We start from the raw sequence: 15,139 nt of genomic DNA, 5'->3' as shown, positions 1-15,139 counted from the left end.
TCCTGGGCGCGCTCGCCGGCTTCCTCGGCGGCCGCCTCGGCGCCCCCAAGCGCCTTACCCTCGTCGACGGCACCGACGCCCGCCGCATCTGAGCCCAGCCCCGGCCGGTCCCCGCGACCGGCCGGATCCTCACACAGCCGGAGACCTGCCATGAAAGGCCTGCCATGAACGGCGATCAATTCCGCGGCGCCTCGCGCCATCTCAAGGGCCGTGCCCAGACCGCCGTCGGCGGCCTCACCGGTGACCCAGCGCGCCAGGTGCGCGGCGCCGTGAACCAGGTGGCCGGCGGCGCCCAGTACGCCTACGGCCGCGCCCGCGACCGGGCCGAAGACCTCGTCGATGACGGCCGCGACCTCGCCCACGCGGTGCGCGACCGCGCCGGCCACTGGATCGAGGACGGTCGCGCGCGCGCCGACCACCTCCTCGACGAGGGCCGCGCCTTCGCCCAGACCACCCGCCAGCGCGGCTCGACCTACGGCCGACAGGCGGTGCGCTACGCCGACGACAACCGCACCTCCGCCCTCCTCGGCCTCGCCGCCGTCGCCTTCGCGGTGGGCTGGCTGTCCCGTCGCAAGCACTGAACCCACGATACCGGAGACCATCCCATGATCCGCAAGCTTCTCACCGCCTTCCTGCTTCCGAAGCTCATCGCCTACGTCAGCCGCCGCTTCGGCGGGCGTTCCGCCGCTCCGCCGAACCGCCGCGGCTACTGAGGCCGCCCTCGGCGCAACGCTACCATCCGCCCGGAGACACCCCCACGATGAAGCTGACCCTCGCCCTCGCCGCCACCGTCGCCGCGGCCCTGATCGGGCTCCCGGCCCAGGCAGCCCCGACGACGACCAGCCCTGCCGTCGGGGCCCTGGCGCACGGAGACCTGCCGACTGCGTACGTGCAGTATCGCCGGTTCGGTCACCGTCACGGCTGGCGGGGTGGCCGCGGCTATGGTCGCGGCTACGGCTACCGTCGCGGCTACGGCTATCGCCGTGGGCCCGGCATCGGCGCGGCGGTCGGGGCCGGCGTGGCCGGCTTGGCCGCCGGCGCGATCATCGGTGGAGCCATCGCGAATTCCCAGGCGCAGGCTGCTCCGCGCGGCGTGCCGGCCGAGGCCGTGGCCGCCTGCGCCCGCCGCTTCCGGTCCTACGATGCCGCCAGCGGCACCTACCTCGGCAACGACGGCCAGCGGCATTCCTGCCCGTAGGGTTCGGTGATGCCGAACCGCGAGCGCGAGGACGCGACGGGGGACTCCCCCGTCGGGAGGGAGCGAACGACCATCGATGAAGTCCGCCCGATGAAGTCCGCCCGATGACGTTCGCCCGATGACGTTCGCCCGATGAAGTTGGCCAGGATCCTGCTGCGCCCGGAACTCGTGTTCCTGCTGCTCACCGTCTTCCTCGGTCTCGCGGCAGGGGCGGCCTACTGGGTCTCGCGTGCCACGGTCCTGACGGTGGCGGTGGCGCCCCGGGACGGCACCGAGCCGGCCCTGATCCAGGCCTATGCCGACGCCCTCGCCAAGCGTCACAAGGAGATCCGCCTCAAGGTCCTGGCCCTCGACGACGTGCGCGACAGCGCCGCCGCCCTCCAGGAGGGACGGGCCGACCTCGCGGTCGTGCGTCCCGACGTCGATCTGCCCGACAACGGTCTGACCCTGGCGATCCTGCGCGACCAGGCGATGATCATCGCCTCGCCGGAAGGCTCCGGGCTGACCCGGTTCCCACAGCTCGATCGCAAGCGCCTCGCCATCCTGGCCCATCGCGACGCCGATCAGGCGCTGATCAAGGCCATGGTCGAGCATTACGGCCTGACGCTCCTCGACAAGGAACCCGAGGGCCCGGTGCCGCCGCGCCACGTGGCCCTGGTGGAGATGACGGAGGCGGAGCTCGCCGGCGCCTTCACCCGCAAGCGGATCGACGCGGTGGTGTCGGTGATCGCCCCGACCTCGCCCACCGCCCAGCGCATCGTCGGGATCGTGCAGGGGGTGAGCCGGAGCGGAAAGGTCGCCTTCGTCGACGTGGAGAACGCCGACGCCATCATCGCGCGCCTGCCGCGCCTTCAGGCCGTGACGATGCCGGCTGAGACCTTCGGCGGCAATCCGAAGGTGCCGGCCGAGGATGTCCATACGGTGGGGGCTTCCTATCGCCTGATGGCGCGCACCAGCCTCTCCCGCCCGGTCGCGGCCGACGTCACGCAGCACCTGTTCGAGATGCGCAGCGGCATGGCCAACGTGACGCCGGCGGCCGACTACGTGCAGGCGCCGAGCTACGACAGCACGGCGGGCGCGACGAGCGCGCGGCTGCCGATCCATCCCGGGGCCGTCGACTTCTTCGAGCGCGAGCAGCAGGGCTTCGTCGAGCGCTACGAGACCTGGATCTACCTCGTTGCCTTCCTCGGCGGCGGCATCGGCTCGGCGCTCGCCTGGGTCGGGCAGCGCCTGTCGCGCCTGCGCCGCGAGCGTATCGAGGAGGCCACCGACCGCCTGCTCGAGATCCGGCAGGAGGCGCAGGACAGCGCCGACGCGCCGCGCCTGGAACAGCTCGCCCGCGAGATCGACGACCTCGCGGGCGACATCGCCAAGCACGCCCTCGAACGCCCGACCGAGGCCCGCACCATGTCGGCGGCGGCCATCGCCATCGATGCGGCCCGCTCCACGGTCAAGCGCACCATCGCCGCCAGCCAGTACGCCGCCGAGTCGAGCGATCTGGCGGGGCGCACCACCTCGACGGAGGCCGCCGCGGCCGGCTGACGACGCGATCCGGGAGCGCTGCCTGTCCGGCTTCCTCCGGGGCCGCAGGCCTGTCCACCCCGCAAGACCATTTCACCCCCCCAACGGAGACCAAGGATGAGCAAGCGCTACCCCTCGACGACCTGACCCGGCCCTGCCGATCCCGCTGCACGCGGCCGGGCCTTCAGAGCCCCCGCGCCCGAACGATTTGTCCGAATGGAGCCTTTGAGACCATGTCCAAGTTCATGAAGACCGTGACTTACCTCACCGCGGCAGCCGCCCTGGTCACGCTGATCCTCGTCGCGTTCCAATCCACGAACATGCTGGCCGGCTCCTGAGACCGGCATGCCCGGCCAGACCATGGGCCGGACGGTGTCCGATCATCGCCGATCACGCACGGGCGTGTCGCCTGACGCGGGTGAAGGAACGGTCCTGTCCTGATCTGGTTCTCGGCTTCCTAATCGGAGCCCGGAATCCCCATGCGCATCGGGGCATCTGCCGCCTCGCGTCTCGGCAAAAACCTCGGACTTGAGGCCGCGGCGATCAAAGGACCGCGAGGCCTGCACGGCCTTCGTCCGCCGGTACGGAACGACGATGCGCGTTATCCGGTCGGGCAGAGCGATCCCGGGGGCGGACCACCGATGGTTTCCCACGATTTTGCCCCCGCGATAGGCGACGATGCCTATCGCGGCGGAACCGGCTCCTGACCCTGTGACGTGTTGAACCACGGTTCGCACCGGAACGTGCCAAGCGCCAGGCTGTTATCAGCCTATATCCCACACGACAGGAGAGATCGCATGCGCAAGCTTGCACTGGCTTCGACGGCCCTACTCGGACTCGGCCTGCTGGCCTCGGCACCGGCCGAAGCCCGTGGCTGGGGCTACGGCGGCGGCTACGGCCACGGCGGTTACAGCTATGGTCACGGCGGTTACGGCTATCGCGGCGTCGGCTTCCGGGGCGGCTACGGCGGCTACCGGGGTTATGGCGGCTACGGTCGCGGCTACGGCTACCGTCGCGGCATCGGCCCCGGCGCAGCCATCGGCCTCGGCATCGCGGGCCTCGCGGCCGGTGCGATCGTGGCCAACAGCTATGGCGGCTACGGGTACGGCTATGGCCGTCCGGTCGGCTACTACGGCGGTGGCTACGGCGGCGGTTACGGCTACGCGCCCACCTATGGCTACGGCGGTGGCTACGGCTACCCGGCCTACGGTTATGGATACTGATCCGACCCTCCCGCGCCGGAACGCTCCCGGTGACAGGATGACGTGACCCACCGATGCGCCCGGCTTGCCCCGGGCGCATCGGCATTTATGGTCAAGCCACACAGCTTCGGCCAAGCCGGGAAAGTTCGAATTTATACTTGTAATCATGGTTTCTTATTTGAACTTAGATTCCATTCTGACGTTGGTGGGAGCATTTCACTGAGGAACTCCATGCCACGTCTTAAGATGATCCGCGGTGCCGCCGCATTCTCCCTTCTCGGACTCATGAGCACGGCCGCGCTTGCCCAGGAGGGCGGCCCCTGCACCGACGATATCGCCAAGCTCAAGCGTGAGCTCGGGACCCAGGTGGGCATGGGCGCCCCGGTGTCCCAGCCGGATACCGGGCAGCAGAAGGGTCCGGGCGCTGCGTCGGCCGATCAGACCGCCGGCACCGGCACGGCAAGCACCGGCACGGCGAACGCCCCCAAGCCTGGAACGTCGGAGACGGATCGGGCGCAGCAGGGCGGTGCCTCCCGCGAGAGCGGCGGCTCCCCGGGGACGGTCGGCGGTGTCGCCGGACCGGTCGCCGCGGCGGCCGGAAAGGGCCAGGCGAATTCGGTGGCGACGGGTCAGATCGCCACGTCGCCGGCCGATGTCCGCGCGCAATCGGAGAACAAGCCGACCGCCGCGGTCGCCGCGTCCAAGGGCGGCGAGGCGTCCGCGTCGCCTGGCCTGTCATCCGAGGACAAGGTCTCGCAGGCGAAAACCGCCCTGCAGCGTGCGACCGACCTCAACGCCAAGGGCGACGCGTCCTGCCGCGAGGCCGTCCAGCAGGCCCGGGCACTGATGCCGCAGCAGGGTCGCTGAGCGTCGCGACCGACCAAGACCCGGTGCGCGCACCGGTGTCTCCCCAGCCGAAACCTGCCCGATGGCGCGTTCCGATCCTCGGTTCGCGCCATCGGCTCGTGGCGTTGCCCGTCCTGCCGACGACCGGGGCCCGGGATCGCGGGCGGCGCCTCGGCGCGGGATCGCAACCGGTCGCCCGGAATCGCGCGCCGCCCGATCCCGCATCCCGGACCCGTCCTCCGGATCGCGGCGCGATGACGCGATCGTCCAAGTCGCGGCGCAAATTGACAAGCCCGTCCGACCTCCGGGCACCATAGCTCAGATCATTCCCGACACGGGGGCGCCGGTCCGTCGGCGCGCCATCGGGCCACGATGATCGAGAGCCGCGAACGATGCTGCTTCACGCGACGCCCCCGCGCGGCACCTGCCCGCCGGACGCCCCCACCGTGGTCCGGCCCGGCGTCTCCCCGCTGCCGACCAGCGCGGCCAGCGACCGCAGTTTCGAGGCTGGCCGCTGAAGCGGCCGCCCCGCCGCCACGCGACGGGGATCTCGACGGGCGTGGAGCCAGACCGCCCTTCGACGCTACGCTCTCTCTCCCTCTCGGACCGGGACCATCGCCATGCCCTACGTCACCACCAAGGACGGCGTCGAACTCTTCTTCAAGGATTGGGGGCCCAGGGAGGCCCAGCCGATCATGTTCCATCACGGCTGGCCCCTCTCGTCCGACGACTGGGACGCCCAGATGCTGTTCTTCCTGCACCAGGGCTACCGGGTCGTGGCGCATGACCGGCGCGGCCACGGCCGCTCGGCCCAGGTCGGTGCCGGCCACGACATGGATCACTACGCCGCCGACGCCTTCGCGGTGGTCGAGGCCCTCGATCTGCGCAATGCCGTCCATATCGGCCATTCCACCGGGGGCGGCGAGGTTGCCCGCTACGTCGCGCGACACGGCGAACCGGCCGGGCGCGTCGCCAAGGCGGTGCTGGTCTCGGCTGTGCCGCCCCTGATGCTGAAGACCGACGCCAACCCCGAGGGCCTGCCGCGAGACGTCTTCGACGGCTTCCGGGCCGCGACCGCGGCGAACCGCGCACAGTTCTTCCTCGATGTGGCAGGCGGCCCCTTCTACGGCTTCAACCGCGACGGCGCGACGGTGCTTCCCGGGGTGGTCCAGAACTGGTGGCGCCAGGGCATGATGGGGAGCGCGAAGGCCCATTACGACGGGATCAAGGCCTTCTCCGAGACCGACCAGACCGAGGATCTCAAGGCCATCGGCGTCCCGACGCTGGTCCTGCACGGCGAGGACGACCAGATCGTGCCGATCGCCGATGCGGCGCTGAAGTCGATCAAGCTCCTCCGGAACGGGACGATCAAGACCTATCCGGGCTACCCGCACGGCATGCTCACGGTGAACGCGGAGGTTCTGAATGCCGACCTCCTCGCCTTCGTGAAGGGCTGACCCCTCGAACCACCCGACCCCCTCGCCGCCGCGAGCCGCCGCGAGTCGCCGCCCTTGGCCGGACGGCGCCGCGGCGGGGGAGGGCGGGGCGGAAGCGGTTTTCCCGCGTTCGGAAGAGATACTTTCAAAACCCAAGACGCTTCCAGAACCCGAGACGCTTCCAGAACCCGAATCCCTGCACGGCGTCCGACCTTCGTGCCCGGAGCCCGGACGGACGGGTCCCGCGGGCGGCGCGTCGTCGCTCGCCTTCGGCGGGACGGCTGCGACGGCGTCGCGGCGCGGGACCCGACCCCGTCCCGCGCCGGGGCGGTCGCGCCCCCTGCCTGACCCGATGCCCCGGGGAGGCTTCGACCCTGCTGCTTCGGCCGTGCCGGCCGGTCGGGCGTGACGGAGTGGTCCGAGATGAGCGACACAGTCCTGACGACGGCGACCGACGGCGACGAGCGCATCGCACAGACCTTCCCGCGCCTCGACGACGAGATGGCGCAGCGCGTCGCCGGTTACGGCCGGGAGGAAACCCTGCCGGCGGGCACGGTGATCTTCGCGCGCGGCCAGCGGCGGGTGGATTTCTTCCTCGTCCGGGCCGGACGGATCGAGATGTTCGAGACCGACCATGCCGGCCAGGCGACCGTCTTCACCGTGCATACCGAAGGCCAGTTCACGGGCGAGCTCGACCTGTTCAACGATCGCGAGATCCTGGTCTCGGGACGCACGGCCAGCGACGCGCAGGTGGTGCGGATCGACCGCGCAGCCTTCCGTCGGCTGGTGACCGCGGAGCCGGATATCGGCGAGATCATCATGCGGGCCTTCAGCCTGCGCCGGGTCGGGCTGATCCGGCATGGGCGCGGCGGCGTCGTCCTGATCGGCCTCGGTCACCAGCGCGAGACCTTGCGCCTGGAGCGCTTCCTCGTTCGCAACGCCTATCCGCATCGCATCCTCGACGTCGCCCTCGACGAGGCGGCACGCACCGCGCTCGACGGGTTCGGCCTGACGGAGGCCGACCTGCCGGTGGTCCTCGCGCCGGGCGAAGCGGTCCTGCGCAACCCGAGCAACGCCGTGCTGGCCGATGTCCTCGGGCTGACGGAGGCGATCGATCCGGACCGCGTCTACGACGTCGCGGTGATCGGGGCCGGGCCGGCGGGCCTCGCCGCCGCGGTCTACGCCGCGTCCGAAGGGCTCGACACCATCGTGGTCGAGGGCATGGCGCCGGGAGGTCAGGCGGGCACGTCCTCGAAGATCGAGAACTATCTGGGCTTTCCCACCGGCATCTCCGGTCAGGCCCTGGCTGGCCGGGCCCAGGTCCAGGCGCAGAAGTTCGGGGCACGGCTCGCGATCTCCCGCATGGCGGCCGGCCTCGACTGCCACGGACCGGCCTTCCGGGTGCTCCTGGAGGATGGCACGGCCATTCCCGCCCGCGCGGTCATCGCCGCCACCGGCGCCCGCTACCGGCGGCTCGACCTGCCGCGCTACGCGCATTTCGAGGGTCAGGGCATCCACTACGCCGCCACCGCCATGGAGGCGCAGCTCTGCACCGGCGCGGAGGTGATCGTGGTCGGCGGCGGAAATTCGGCCGGGCAGGCCGCGATGTTCCTGTCCCGCACCGTGGCCCATGTCCACCTCCTGGTGCGGGCGGAGGGACTCGCCGCGACCATGTCCGACTACCTCGTCCGCCGGATCGCCTCGTCGCCGCGGATCACGCTGCACACGCGGACCGAGATCACCGCGTTCCACGGTGACGACACGCTGACGGCGGTGACCTGGACCGACCGGTCGCGCGACTTCAGCGAGACCCGGGCCGTCGGGAACGTCTTCATGATGATCGGGGCCGTGCCGAACACCGGATGGCTCGTCGACTGCCTCGCCCTCGACCCGAAGGGCTTCGTGCCGACGGGGGTCCGACCCGACGGGACGCCCGCCGCGTCGCCCTACGCCACCACCGTCCCGGGCCTCTATGCCGTCGGGGACGTGCGCGCGGGCTCGGTCAAGCGGGTGGCCTCCGGGGTGGGCGAAGGCTCCGTGGTCGTGCAGGCGGTCCACGGCTTCCTGCAGACCGAGCCCTGATCGTCCCGGCCACCGGTCGGGTGCCCTGACAAGTATCGCCGGCCGAACATTTGATCAGCCCCGGGCGCCAACTGCATTTAAAGGAAAATTAACCATCCTCTCCCCACAGGTGGCAGGGCCCGTCCGTCTGGTGTCGCGTTTCGGGAAGTGCAGGCAGCGGAGCGATCAGCGGCATGTTGGGATTGGATCGCGTTTCTCTCAGGTCCCTGGCCGCCTTCCAGGCCGGCACGGTCGTGGTGCTCAGCGCCGTCATGGTCTGGAGCAGCCTCGCGCTGACCAGCCCGCCGCGCGGCTCCAGACCGGATGCCGCCCAGGTCCGTCGCACCTCCGAGGCGTTCGCAGGCGCCCTCGACCACGGCCTCTTCGCGGTCTCGCAGGACCTGCGCACCGCGGCCGTCGCCCTGCGCCAGACCGGCACCGGCCTGATGGACGCCGATCCTCAGGCCGTGCTGCGTGCCTGGGCCGACCTGCGCCCGGCCTATGCCGACATCCTCCTGGTCAGTGCCAACGGACGCGTCCGGGCAGCCGGCCAAGAGGAGATGATCGGCCGCGACGTCTCGGGGCAGCCCTGGTTCACCGGGGCACGGAATGCCGCCACGACCCTCGTCACCGCCTCGGCGACACCCCGTGACCCCGTCCCCTTCGAGGTCGCGATCCCGGTCGCCGGATCGGGCGCCCGCAACGCCGAGTACCTCGTCGCCCGCCTGGCCGACACCTGGCTCGCCGATCTCCGCGGCGGCATCCTGCGCGCGCAGCCCACGCCCGATTCCACCCTCGCCCTCACGGTCCTGGCTCCCGATGGCCGGGCGCTCGTCAGCGGCGCCGCGCGGCCGAGCGCCGATGGGGGCGCCCGCACCGTCGAGCACGCCACCCCGAGTGCCGGCTACGGCGACCTCAGCCCCTCGGGCTGGCTCGCGGTCGCCCGCACGACGGAGTCACGCGGCGCCGGTTTCGGCCTGCCCGATCCGCGCCTCTGTGCGCTCTGGCTCGCCGCCGCCCTGCTGGCGGCCGGCCTGGTCTACCTCCTCACCGGGCGCCTGACCCGGCGCCTGGCCCGGATCACGGAAGCCGACGGCGAGGCGATCGTGCCGTCGCGGATCGCCGAGTTCCGGGCGAGCGCCGAGCACCTGGCGGCCCGCGAGCGCAGCCGGGCCCGCGCCCTGCAGGAGGCCCGCACCGCCCTGGCGCGGGTGCGCGAGCGCCTGCGCACCTTCGAGGCGATGTCGGGCTGGACCTACTGGGAGATCGACACCGACGCCGGCAACGTCACCTGGGTGGATTCCACCAGCCCGGGCGTCGCGACCACCACCGACCGGGCCGTGGCGCTGACCGACCTGACGGACGGCATCAAGCCGCAGGATCGCGACCTGATGCAGTTCACCATGCAGGCCGCCCTGGACGGGGAGGGCCCGCACGACGTGGTCCTGCGCCGCGCCGACACGGCGGACAACCAGGAAACCCGTCGCCTCCTCGTCCGCTTCATCCGCGGCAGTGCGGAGGTCTCCGCCCCCGGCGCAGCCCGCCTTCACGCCCTGAGCCGCGAGATTCCCGCAGGCCTGGCCGGCGGTGAGACGGGCGCGCAGGACGGCACGGCCCCCTCCGACAGCACGGCGCAGGCCACCGAACGGCGCGGCGAGAGCATGCTGCGCCAGGTCATCGACGGCGTGGTCGACGACTTCAACAACCTGCTCACCGTGATCAGCGGCAATCTCGGCACGCTCAAGCGCCGGTATGGCCTCAACCCCGACCAAGTGCGCCTGGTCGAGGCGGCCCTGGCGGGGGCGCAGCGCGGCTCCAGCCTGACCCGCCGCCTGGTCCGATTCGTGCGCCGGGACGACGCCACGCTCCAGGAGACGGAGATCGGGACCGCCCTGACGGCCTTCGTGCCGTTCCTCAGCGCCAACGTCCTGAACCAGGCTCCGATCAAGCTCCGGGTCCGCTCCGGGCTCGCGCGCGCCCAGTGCAGCGAGGCCGTGCTGGAGGCCGTGCTGCTGAACCTCGCCTTCCACGTCCGCGATCTCGGCTCCGAGGGCTTCGCGATCGGCGCCGACGAGCGGGTGCTGTCCGAGGAGGATGGGATCGCCCTGCGTCCGGGTCGCTACGTGCGCCTGGTCCTGGCCAGTGGAACGCCGGCGCGGCTGCCCGCCCCGGCGAAGCCGGCCGGGGAAGAGCGCTCCACGGCCGCCGTGGCGAGCCTGCTCAGCGGCATCGGCGGCGGCTTCCGCCTCGTGGCCGACGGGCGCGGCGAATCCGCCTTCCTGGCCGAGATCTGGATCCCCGCCAGCGAGGCCCCGGCCGAGGCCGGACACGAGGAGACCGCCACGGTCCAGCCGCGCCTCCGCGTCCTCCTTGTCGATAGCGACACCCTAGTCCGCGAGAGCTTCGCCGAGGCGCTCACCGATCTCGGTCACCTCGTCACCCAGGCCGGCTCCGCCGAGCATGCGCTGACGCTCCTCGATGCGCCGGAGGGCTTCGACGTCATGATCGCCGACCAGCGCATGCCGGTGATGAGCGGCCTCCAGCTCGCCGCCACGGTGGTCCAGCACCATCCCGGGATCCGCATCGTCCTGGCCGGCCCCCAAGGCCACCTGCCGGAGAGCGCCCGGGCCTTCCTGCAGATCGCGAAGCCGTTCCGCTACGGCGATCTCGCCGCCGTGATGCGTCGGGCCGCCCGCGACCCGGCCGCCAAGGCGGCCTGAAGGCCGCAGAAAGCCTGCCTGAAGCCCACCCGCGGCCGGCCATCCCCGTCGGCGGTCCCGGACCGTCCGGCGGGGCAGGGCGCGCGACGTCGGGGGTGATCCGGGCGTCACGGCGTTCGCCCTGCGAACCGGAAGCCCCTCGGCTCCACGCGCCGCGCGAAGCGGGTCCGGACGGGACCACGGCGTCGCGCGCGGCCACGCGGACACAATCCACAGGGCCATCCTCAGAAAACATCCGGGCCCGGATCGGCAGCCCCCGCGGCGACCGAGACCGCAGGTCCGAGGACCAACACCCCCGTCCCGGCCACGCTGCGGAGACGGAGAACCGGGCCGGCACCGCCCCCTCACGTCCCTCGGTTGCATAACCTTGACACTTCGCTGCCCTGACCTGCCCGGATGTTATCAGAATAGCTCCGAAACGCTGGAGATCACCGGACGTTTCTTTGTCAGACTGCTCTTCACATGATCATCGCGAGCGCAAATTCTTAGGTAATACCTCGGCGCCAAGAACATCATATGTTGCATGAAAGCACATCGCCGGCATTCGCGACTTGCGAGATCCAGCTTTCGTGCGCGCGTTAAGTTTCAATTAACCCCGAAGGTCGATGAATTACCGCGAGCGGACGCCGTCGATCTCCATCCATCGCGCGCGAATGCCTCACCGGAACGGATCGTCCGCCTCGATGTCGCGCATCGCCCTTCTCGCCGTGACCCTGCCCCTGGTCCTGGGCCCCTCGCACGCCGCCGTCGCCGCGGACTGGTACACCGGTGCGGAACCCGTGATTTTGGACGAGAACTGGACGGTGGCGGTCGACGCCTCGGTCGCGGTCACCTCCAACAGTTCCGCCTTCGGCTCGGTGACGGGCACGATCGCCACGGAGGGGACGCTCCTCGAGAGCGGCCCCCGCCTGCGCGTGGAGGGCGTCGCCGGCACCTACAGCTATCCTGGGCAGAAGGTGGGCCAGCGGGTGACCGGCTACCAGCAGGAGGGCGCCCTGTCGGGCGGCTACGAGTGGATCTGGCGCGATGCGGCCCTGGCCGGGTTCGTCGGCTTTAACGTCCGCAGCAACCAGCTGTCGATCCTCGATCCGGGCAACCCCGTCGTCGGAACCGGCGTGGGCGCCAAGTTCGCGGCCAACTTCTATGCGCGGCCGACCGAGAACACGATGGTCTCGGCCTACGGCTCATACTCGACCCAGTTCAACGCCTACTATTCGCGCTTCCGCGTCGGGTACATGGTCGCCGACGGGGTCTATATCGGCCCCGAAGCCATGTTCCTCGGCGACAACTTCTTCAATCAATACCGCATCGGTGGGCACCTGACGGGCTTTTCCTTCGGCCCGATCAAGATGGCTGTCGGCGTCGGCTACGTGAAGGACCGCATCCAGGGCAGCGGATACTATTCAACCGTCGAAGCGAGAACCGCATTTTAGCGGACTGTTCAGACTTTGTTAGGTTCGATTTCGTGCGGGTGCACGCACGTCACGTTTTTTCATATGTGCCATCTTACAACAGTTGAGCGCGTTCAATCCCGGACATGCACAATTCCTGCGACGTGTGGCCGGGATTCTGTTGGCAGGTTAATCGCTCAGGTGTTTCACAGGTATTGCGCCGTCCCGTTCCCGCGTAGGTTGCGACCCTGAAGGCCCCCCGGGCCCAGGTCGGCCCCGGTGGAACGCGGGCGACGCGGATTGCGGAAGGGCAGGCTCGTGGCAAGTGCATTTCGTTGGATGGCCTGGATCGCGTCGGCCGCTGCCGTCCTCGTCCTGCTGAGCCAGCCCGTCAGCACGCAGGACCAGCTGATCATGAGCCTCTGCGCCATGGCGGCGATGGTGGTGCTGTGGGTGTTCTTCGACAACCAGCCCGCGCGCTTCGTCTTCCTCGCCCTGGGAAGCCTCGTCGTGCTGCGCTACATGTTCTGGCGCGTGACGAACACGCTGCCCTCCGTCGGCGACCCGGTCAGCTTCGGCTTCGGACTCCTGCTCCTCCTGGGCGAGCTCTACTGCGTCTTCATCCTGTTCGTCAGCCTGACCATCAACGCCGACCCGCTCCGGCGCGCGCCCCCGCCGATGGCCGCCGCCGATGATCCGGAGGCCCTCGACGCGCTGCCCACCGTCGACATCTTCGTGCCGAGCTACAACGAGGATGCGGGCATCCTCTCGGTCACCCTCGCGGCGGCCCGCCTGATCGACTATCCCGCCGACAAGCTGACGGTCTGGCTGCTCGACGATGGCGGCACCGACCAGAAATGCGCCGATCCCGATCCGGTGAAGGCGCAGGCCGCGATGCGGCGGCGCATGGAACTCCAGGCCCTGGCCGCCTCCCTCGGCGTCGAGTACCGCACCCGCGCCCGCAACCAGCACGCCAAGGCGGGCAATCTCAACAACGGGCTCAAGCACTCGCAGGGCGAGATCGTCGTGGTGCTCGATGCCGACCACGTCCCGTTCCGCTCCTTCCTGCGCGACACGATCGGGTACTTCGCCCAGGACCCGCGCCTGTTCCTGGTGCAGACGCCGCACGCCTTCCTGAATCCCGACCCGATCGAGCGCAACCTGCGCACCTTCGACCGCATGCCCTCCGAGAACGAGATGTTCTACGCGGTGACGCAGCGCGGCCTCGACAAGTGGAACGGCTCGTTCTTCTGCGGCTCGGCCGCGCTCCTGCGCCGGCGCGCCCTCGACGAGGCGGGCGGCTTCTCGGGCGTCACCATCACGGAGGATTGCGAGACGGCCTTCGAGCTGCACGCGCGCGGCTGGAACAGCATCTACGTCGACAAGCCCCTGATCGCCGGCCTGCAGCCCGAGACCCTGGAGGCCTTCATCGGCCAGCGCTCGCGCTGGTGCCAGGGCATGTTCCAGATCCTGATGCTGAAGAACCCGCTCTTCAAGCGCGGCCTGCACACGATCCAGAAGGTCGCCTACCTGTCGAGCATGACGTTCTGGTTCTTCCCGGTGCCACGGCTGATCTTCATGTTCTCGCCGCTGCTGCACATCTTCTTCGACCTGAAGATCTTCGTCGCCAGCGTGGATGAATCCATCGCCTATACGGCGACCTACGTCGTCATCAACCTGATGATGCAGAACTACGTCTACGGGAAGTTCCGCTGGCCCTTCGTCTCCGAGCTCTACGAGTACGTCCAGGGCCTGTTCCTGTTCCGCGCCATCGCCTCGGTCATCGTCTCGCCCCGGCGCCCGACCTTCAACGTCACCGCCAAGGGCACGACCCTGGAGCAGGACCACCTCTCGGCCCTGGCCTGGCCGTTCTTCGCCGTCTACGGCCTGCTGCTGCTCGGCTGCGCCACGGCCCTCTACCGCTACCTGTTCGAGCCCGGCGTCACCAACCTGATGCTCGTGGTCGGCCTGTGGAACTTCTTCAACCTGCTCATGGCCGGCGCCGCCCTCGGCGTCGTGGCCGAGCGCCGGGTCACCGAGGCGAGCCCGTCCCTGGCGATCAACCGGCAGGGCCGGATGATGCTGGCGGGGCGTGCCCTCGACGTGGCGGTGGACCGCGCCTCGGCCGTCGGCTGCACCGTCCGGTTCGGGGCCGACGTCCTGCCGTTCGGCACCGGCAGCACCTACCGCACCGGCCAGCTCACGGTGCAGCCCCTCGACGGCGCCCCCGCCGGCGGCGTGCTGCCGTTCGAGGTCGGGACGATCGCCCATGCGGGCGACGACGTGGTGGTGACCCTGCGCTTCCAGCCCCTCGACGCGCAGGGCTATGCCGGCCTCGCGAGCCTGATGTACGGCGATGCGGGCGCGCTGCTGCGCTTCCAGCAGAGCCGGCGCCGGCACAAGAACATCGTCTCGGGCACGCTCCAGCTGATCTGGTGGGGCCTGGTCGAGCCGTTCCGCGCCGTCAGCTACCTGTTCAAGCCGCGCCCGCAGGCGGCCGCCGCCCCCACCACCGACACGGCGCTTCCGCGCGCCACGCCGCGGGCGCCGCTCCTGCCCGGCGGCAGCCCCGGCGGGGCGGAGGCCGCCCGGCCGCGCCCGGCCGAGAATCCCCTGCCGGCCCGGCCGAGCTTCGCGCGCAGCAACGACGGCGAACCGGGGACCGACTGGGTCCGCCTGATGCTGGAATTCGAGAACGATCGCCTGCTCGGCGGGGCGGCGGGCGGCGGGCGCGGCGCCGACCTGCACGCCCGGTCGTGAGGGA

Annotated in this window: 11 protein-coding genes; all 11 read left to right on the top strand. The window is 70.5% G+C overall.

The features are described from left to right. The first annotated feature begins 164 nt into the window (after positions 1-164). The 11 genes from CRT23_RS24780 (at position 165) to bcsA (ending at position 15,135) form a co-directional block, all read left to right on the top strand. Positions 165-581 (top strand): CsbD family protein, encoded by a 417-nt coding sequence (locus tag CRT23_RS24780; RefSeq protein ID WP_103712225.1) that lies wholly within the window; start codon positions 165-167, stop codon positions 579-581. A 179-nt stretch (positions 582-760) separates the two neighbouring features. After that, positions 761-1,198, top strand: coding sequence for a BA14K family protein (locus CRT23_RS24775; RefSeq protein ID WP_055954404.1), 438 nt, complete (start codon positions 761-763; stop codon positions 1,196-1,198). 132 nt (positions 1,199-1,330) lie between these two features. After that, positions 1,331-2,740 (top strand): TAXI family TRAP transporter solute-binding subunit, encoded by a 1,410-nt coding sequence (locus CRT23_RS24770; RefSeq protein ID WP_103712224.1) that lies wholly within the window; start codon positions 1,331-1,333, stop codon positions 2,738-2,740. Positions 2,741-3,516: 776 nt separating this feature from the next. Beyond that, complete coding sequence (locus tag CRT23_RS24765) at positions 3,517-3,942, top strand: hypothetical protein (protein ID WP_103712223.1); 426 nt, start codon at positions 3,517-3,519, stop codon at positions 3,940-3,942. Positions 3,943-4,152: 210 nt separating this feature from the next. Continuing rightward, complete coding sequence (locus CRT23_RS24760; RefSeq protein ID WP_103712222.1) at positions 4,153-4,788, top strand: hypothetical protein; 636 nt, start codon at positions 4,153-4,155, stop codon at positions 4,786-4,788. Positions 4,789-5,159: 371 nt separating this feature from the next. Beyond that, positions 5,160-5,285 (top strand): hypothetical protein, encoded by a 126-nt coding sequence (locus tag CRT23_RS29685; RefSeq protein WP_280952017.1) that lies wholly within the window; start codon positions 5,160-5,162, stop codon positions 5,283-5,285. A gap of 102 nt (positions 5,286-5,387) precedes the next feature. Next, positions 5,388-6,224, top strand: coding sequence for an alpha/beta hydrolase (locus CRT23_RS24755; RefSeq protein WP_103712221.1), 837 nt, complete (start codon positions 5,388-5,390; stop codon positions 6,222-6,224). A 402-nt stretch (positions 6,225-6,626) separates the two neighbouring features. Further along, the gene (locus CRT23_RS24750; RefSeq protein ID WP_103712220.1) at positions 6,627-8,285 is read left to right on the top strand and encodes an FAD-dependent oxidoreductase; all 1,659 of its coding nucleotides are present in this window, start codon (positions 6,627-6,629) and stop codon (positions 8,283-8,285) included. Positions 8,286-8,458: 173 nt separating this feature from the next. Then, the gene (locus CRT23_RS24745; RefSeq protein WP_103712219.1) at positions 8,459-10,984 is read left to right on the top strand and encodes a response regulator; all 2,526 of its coding nucleotides are present in this window, start codon (positions 8,459-8,461) and stop codon (positions 10,982-10,984) included. A 683-nt stretch (positions 10,985-11,667) separates the two neighbouring features. Then, positions 11,668-12,417 (top strand): cellulose biosynthesis protein BcsS, encoded by a 750-nt coding sequence (gene bcsS / locus CRT23_RS24740; protein ID WP_055954432.1) that lies wholly within the window; start codon positions 11,668-11,670, stop codon positions 12,415-12,417. A 297-nt stretch (positions 12,418-12,714) separates the two neighbouring features. Next, positions 12,715-15,135, top strand: a complete 2,421-nt coding sequence (gene bcsA, locus CRT23_RS24735; RefSeq protein ID WP_103712218.1) for a UDP-forming cellulose synthase catalytic subunit — start codon at positions 12,715-12,717, stop codon at positions 15,133-15,135. Positions 15,136-15,139: the final 4 nt, after the last annotated feature.

Source organism: Methylobacterium sp. V23 (genome assembly GCF_002917135.1).
Classification (GTDB): Bacteria; Pseudomonadota; Alphaproteobacteria; order Rhizobiales; family Beijerinckiaceae; genus Methylobacterium.
This window is presented reverse-complemented; position numbering and strand designations above follow the sequence as displayed.

What these genes read in the sequence shown, in the direction of transcription:
- CRT23_RS24780 (WP_103712225.1), top strand. Translation starts at nt 165, where the DNA reads ATGAACGGCGATCAATTCCGCGGCGCCTCGCGCCATCTCAAGGGCCGT.
- CRT23_RS24775 (WP_055954404.1), top strand. Translation starts at nt 761, where the DNA reads ATGAAGCTGACCCTCGCCCTCGCCGCCACCGTCGCCGCGGCCCTGATC.
- CRT23_RS24770 (WP_103712224.1), top strand. Translation starts at nt 1,331, where the DNA reads ATGAAGTTGGCCAGGATCCTGCTGCGCCCGGAACTCGTGTTCCTGCTG.
- CRT23_RS24765 (WP_103712223.1), top strand. Translation starts at nt 3,517, where the DNA reads ATGCGCAAGCTTGCACTGGCTTCGACGGCCCTACTCGGACTCGGCCTG.
- CRT23_RS24760 (WP_103712222.1), top strand. Translation starts at nt 4,153, where the DNA reads ATGCCACGTCTTAAGATGATCCGCGGTGCCGCCGCATTCTCCCTTCTC.
- CRT23_RS29685 (WP_280952017.1), top strand. Translation starts at nt 5,160, where the DNA reads ATGCTGCTTCACGCGACGCCCCCGCGCGGCACCTGCCCGCCGGACGCC.
- CRT23_RS24755 (WP_103712221.1), top strand. Translation starts at nt 5,388, where the DNA reads ATGCCCTACGTCACCACCAAGGACGGCGTCGAACTCTTCTTCAAGGAT.
- CRT23_RS24750 (WP_103712220.1), top strand. Translation starts at nt 6,627, where the DNA reads ATGAGCGACACAGTCCTGACGACGGCGACCGACGGCGACGAGCGCATC.
- CRT23_RS24745 (WP_103712219.1), top strand. Translation starts at nt 8,459, where the DNA reads ATGTTGGGATTGGATCGCGTTTCTCTCAGGTCCCTGGCCGCCTTCCAG.
- bcsS (WP_055954432.1), top strand. Translation starts at nt 11,668, where the DNA reads ATGTCGCGCATCGCCCTTCTCGCCGTGACCCTGCCCCTGGTCCTGGGC.
- bcsA (WP_103712218.1), top strand. Translation starts at nt 12,715, where the DNA reads ATGGCCTGGATCGCGTCGGCCGCTGCCGTCCTCGTCCTGCTGAGCCAG.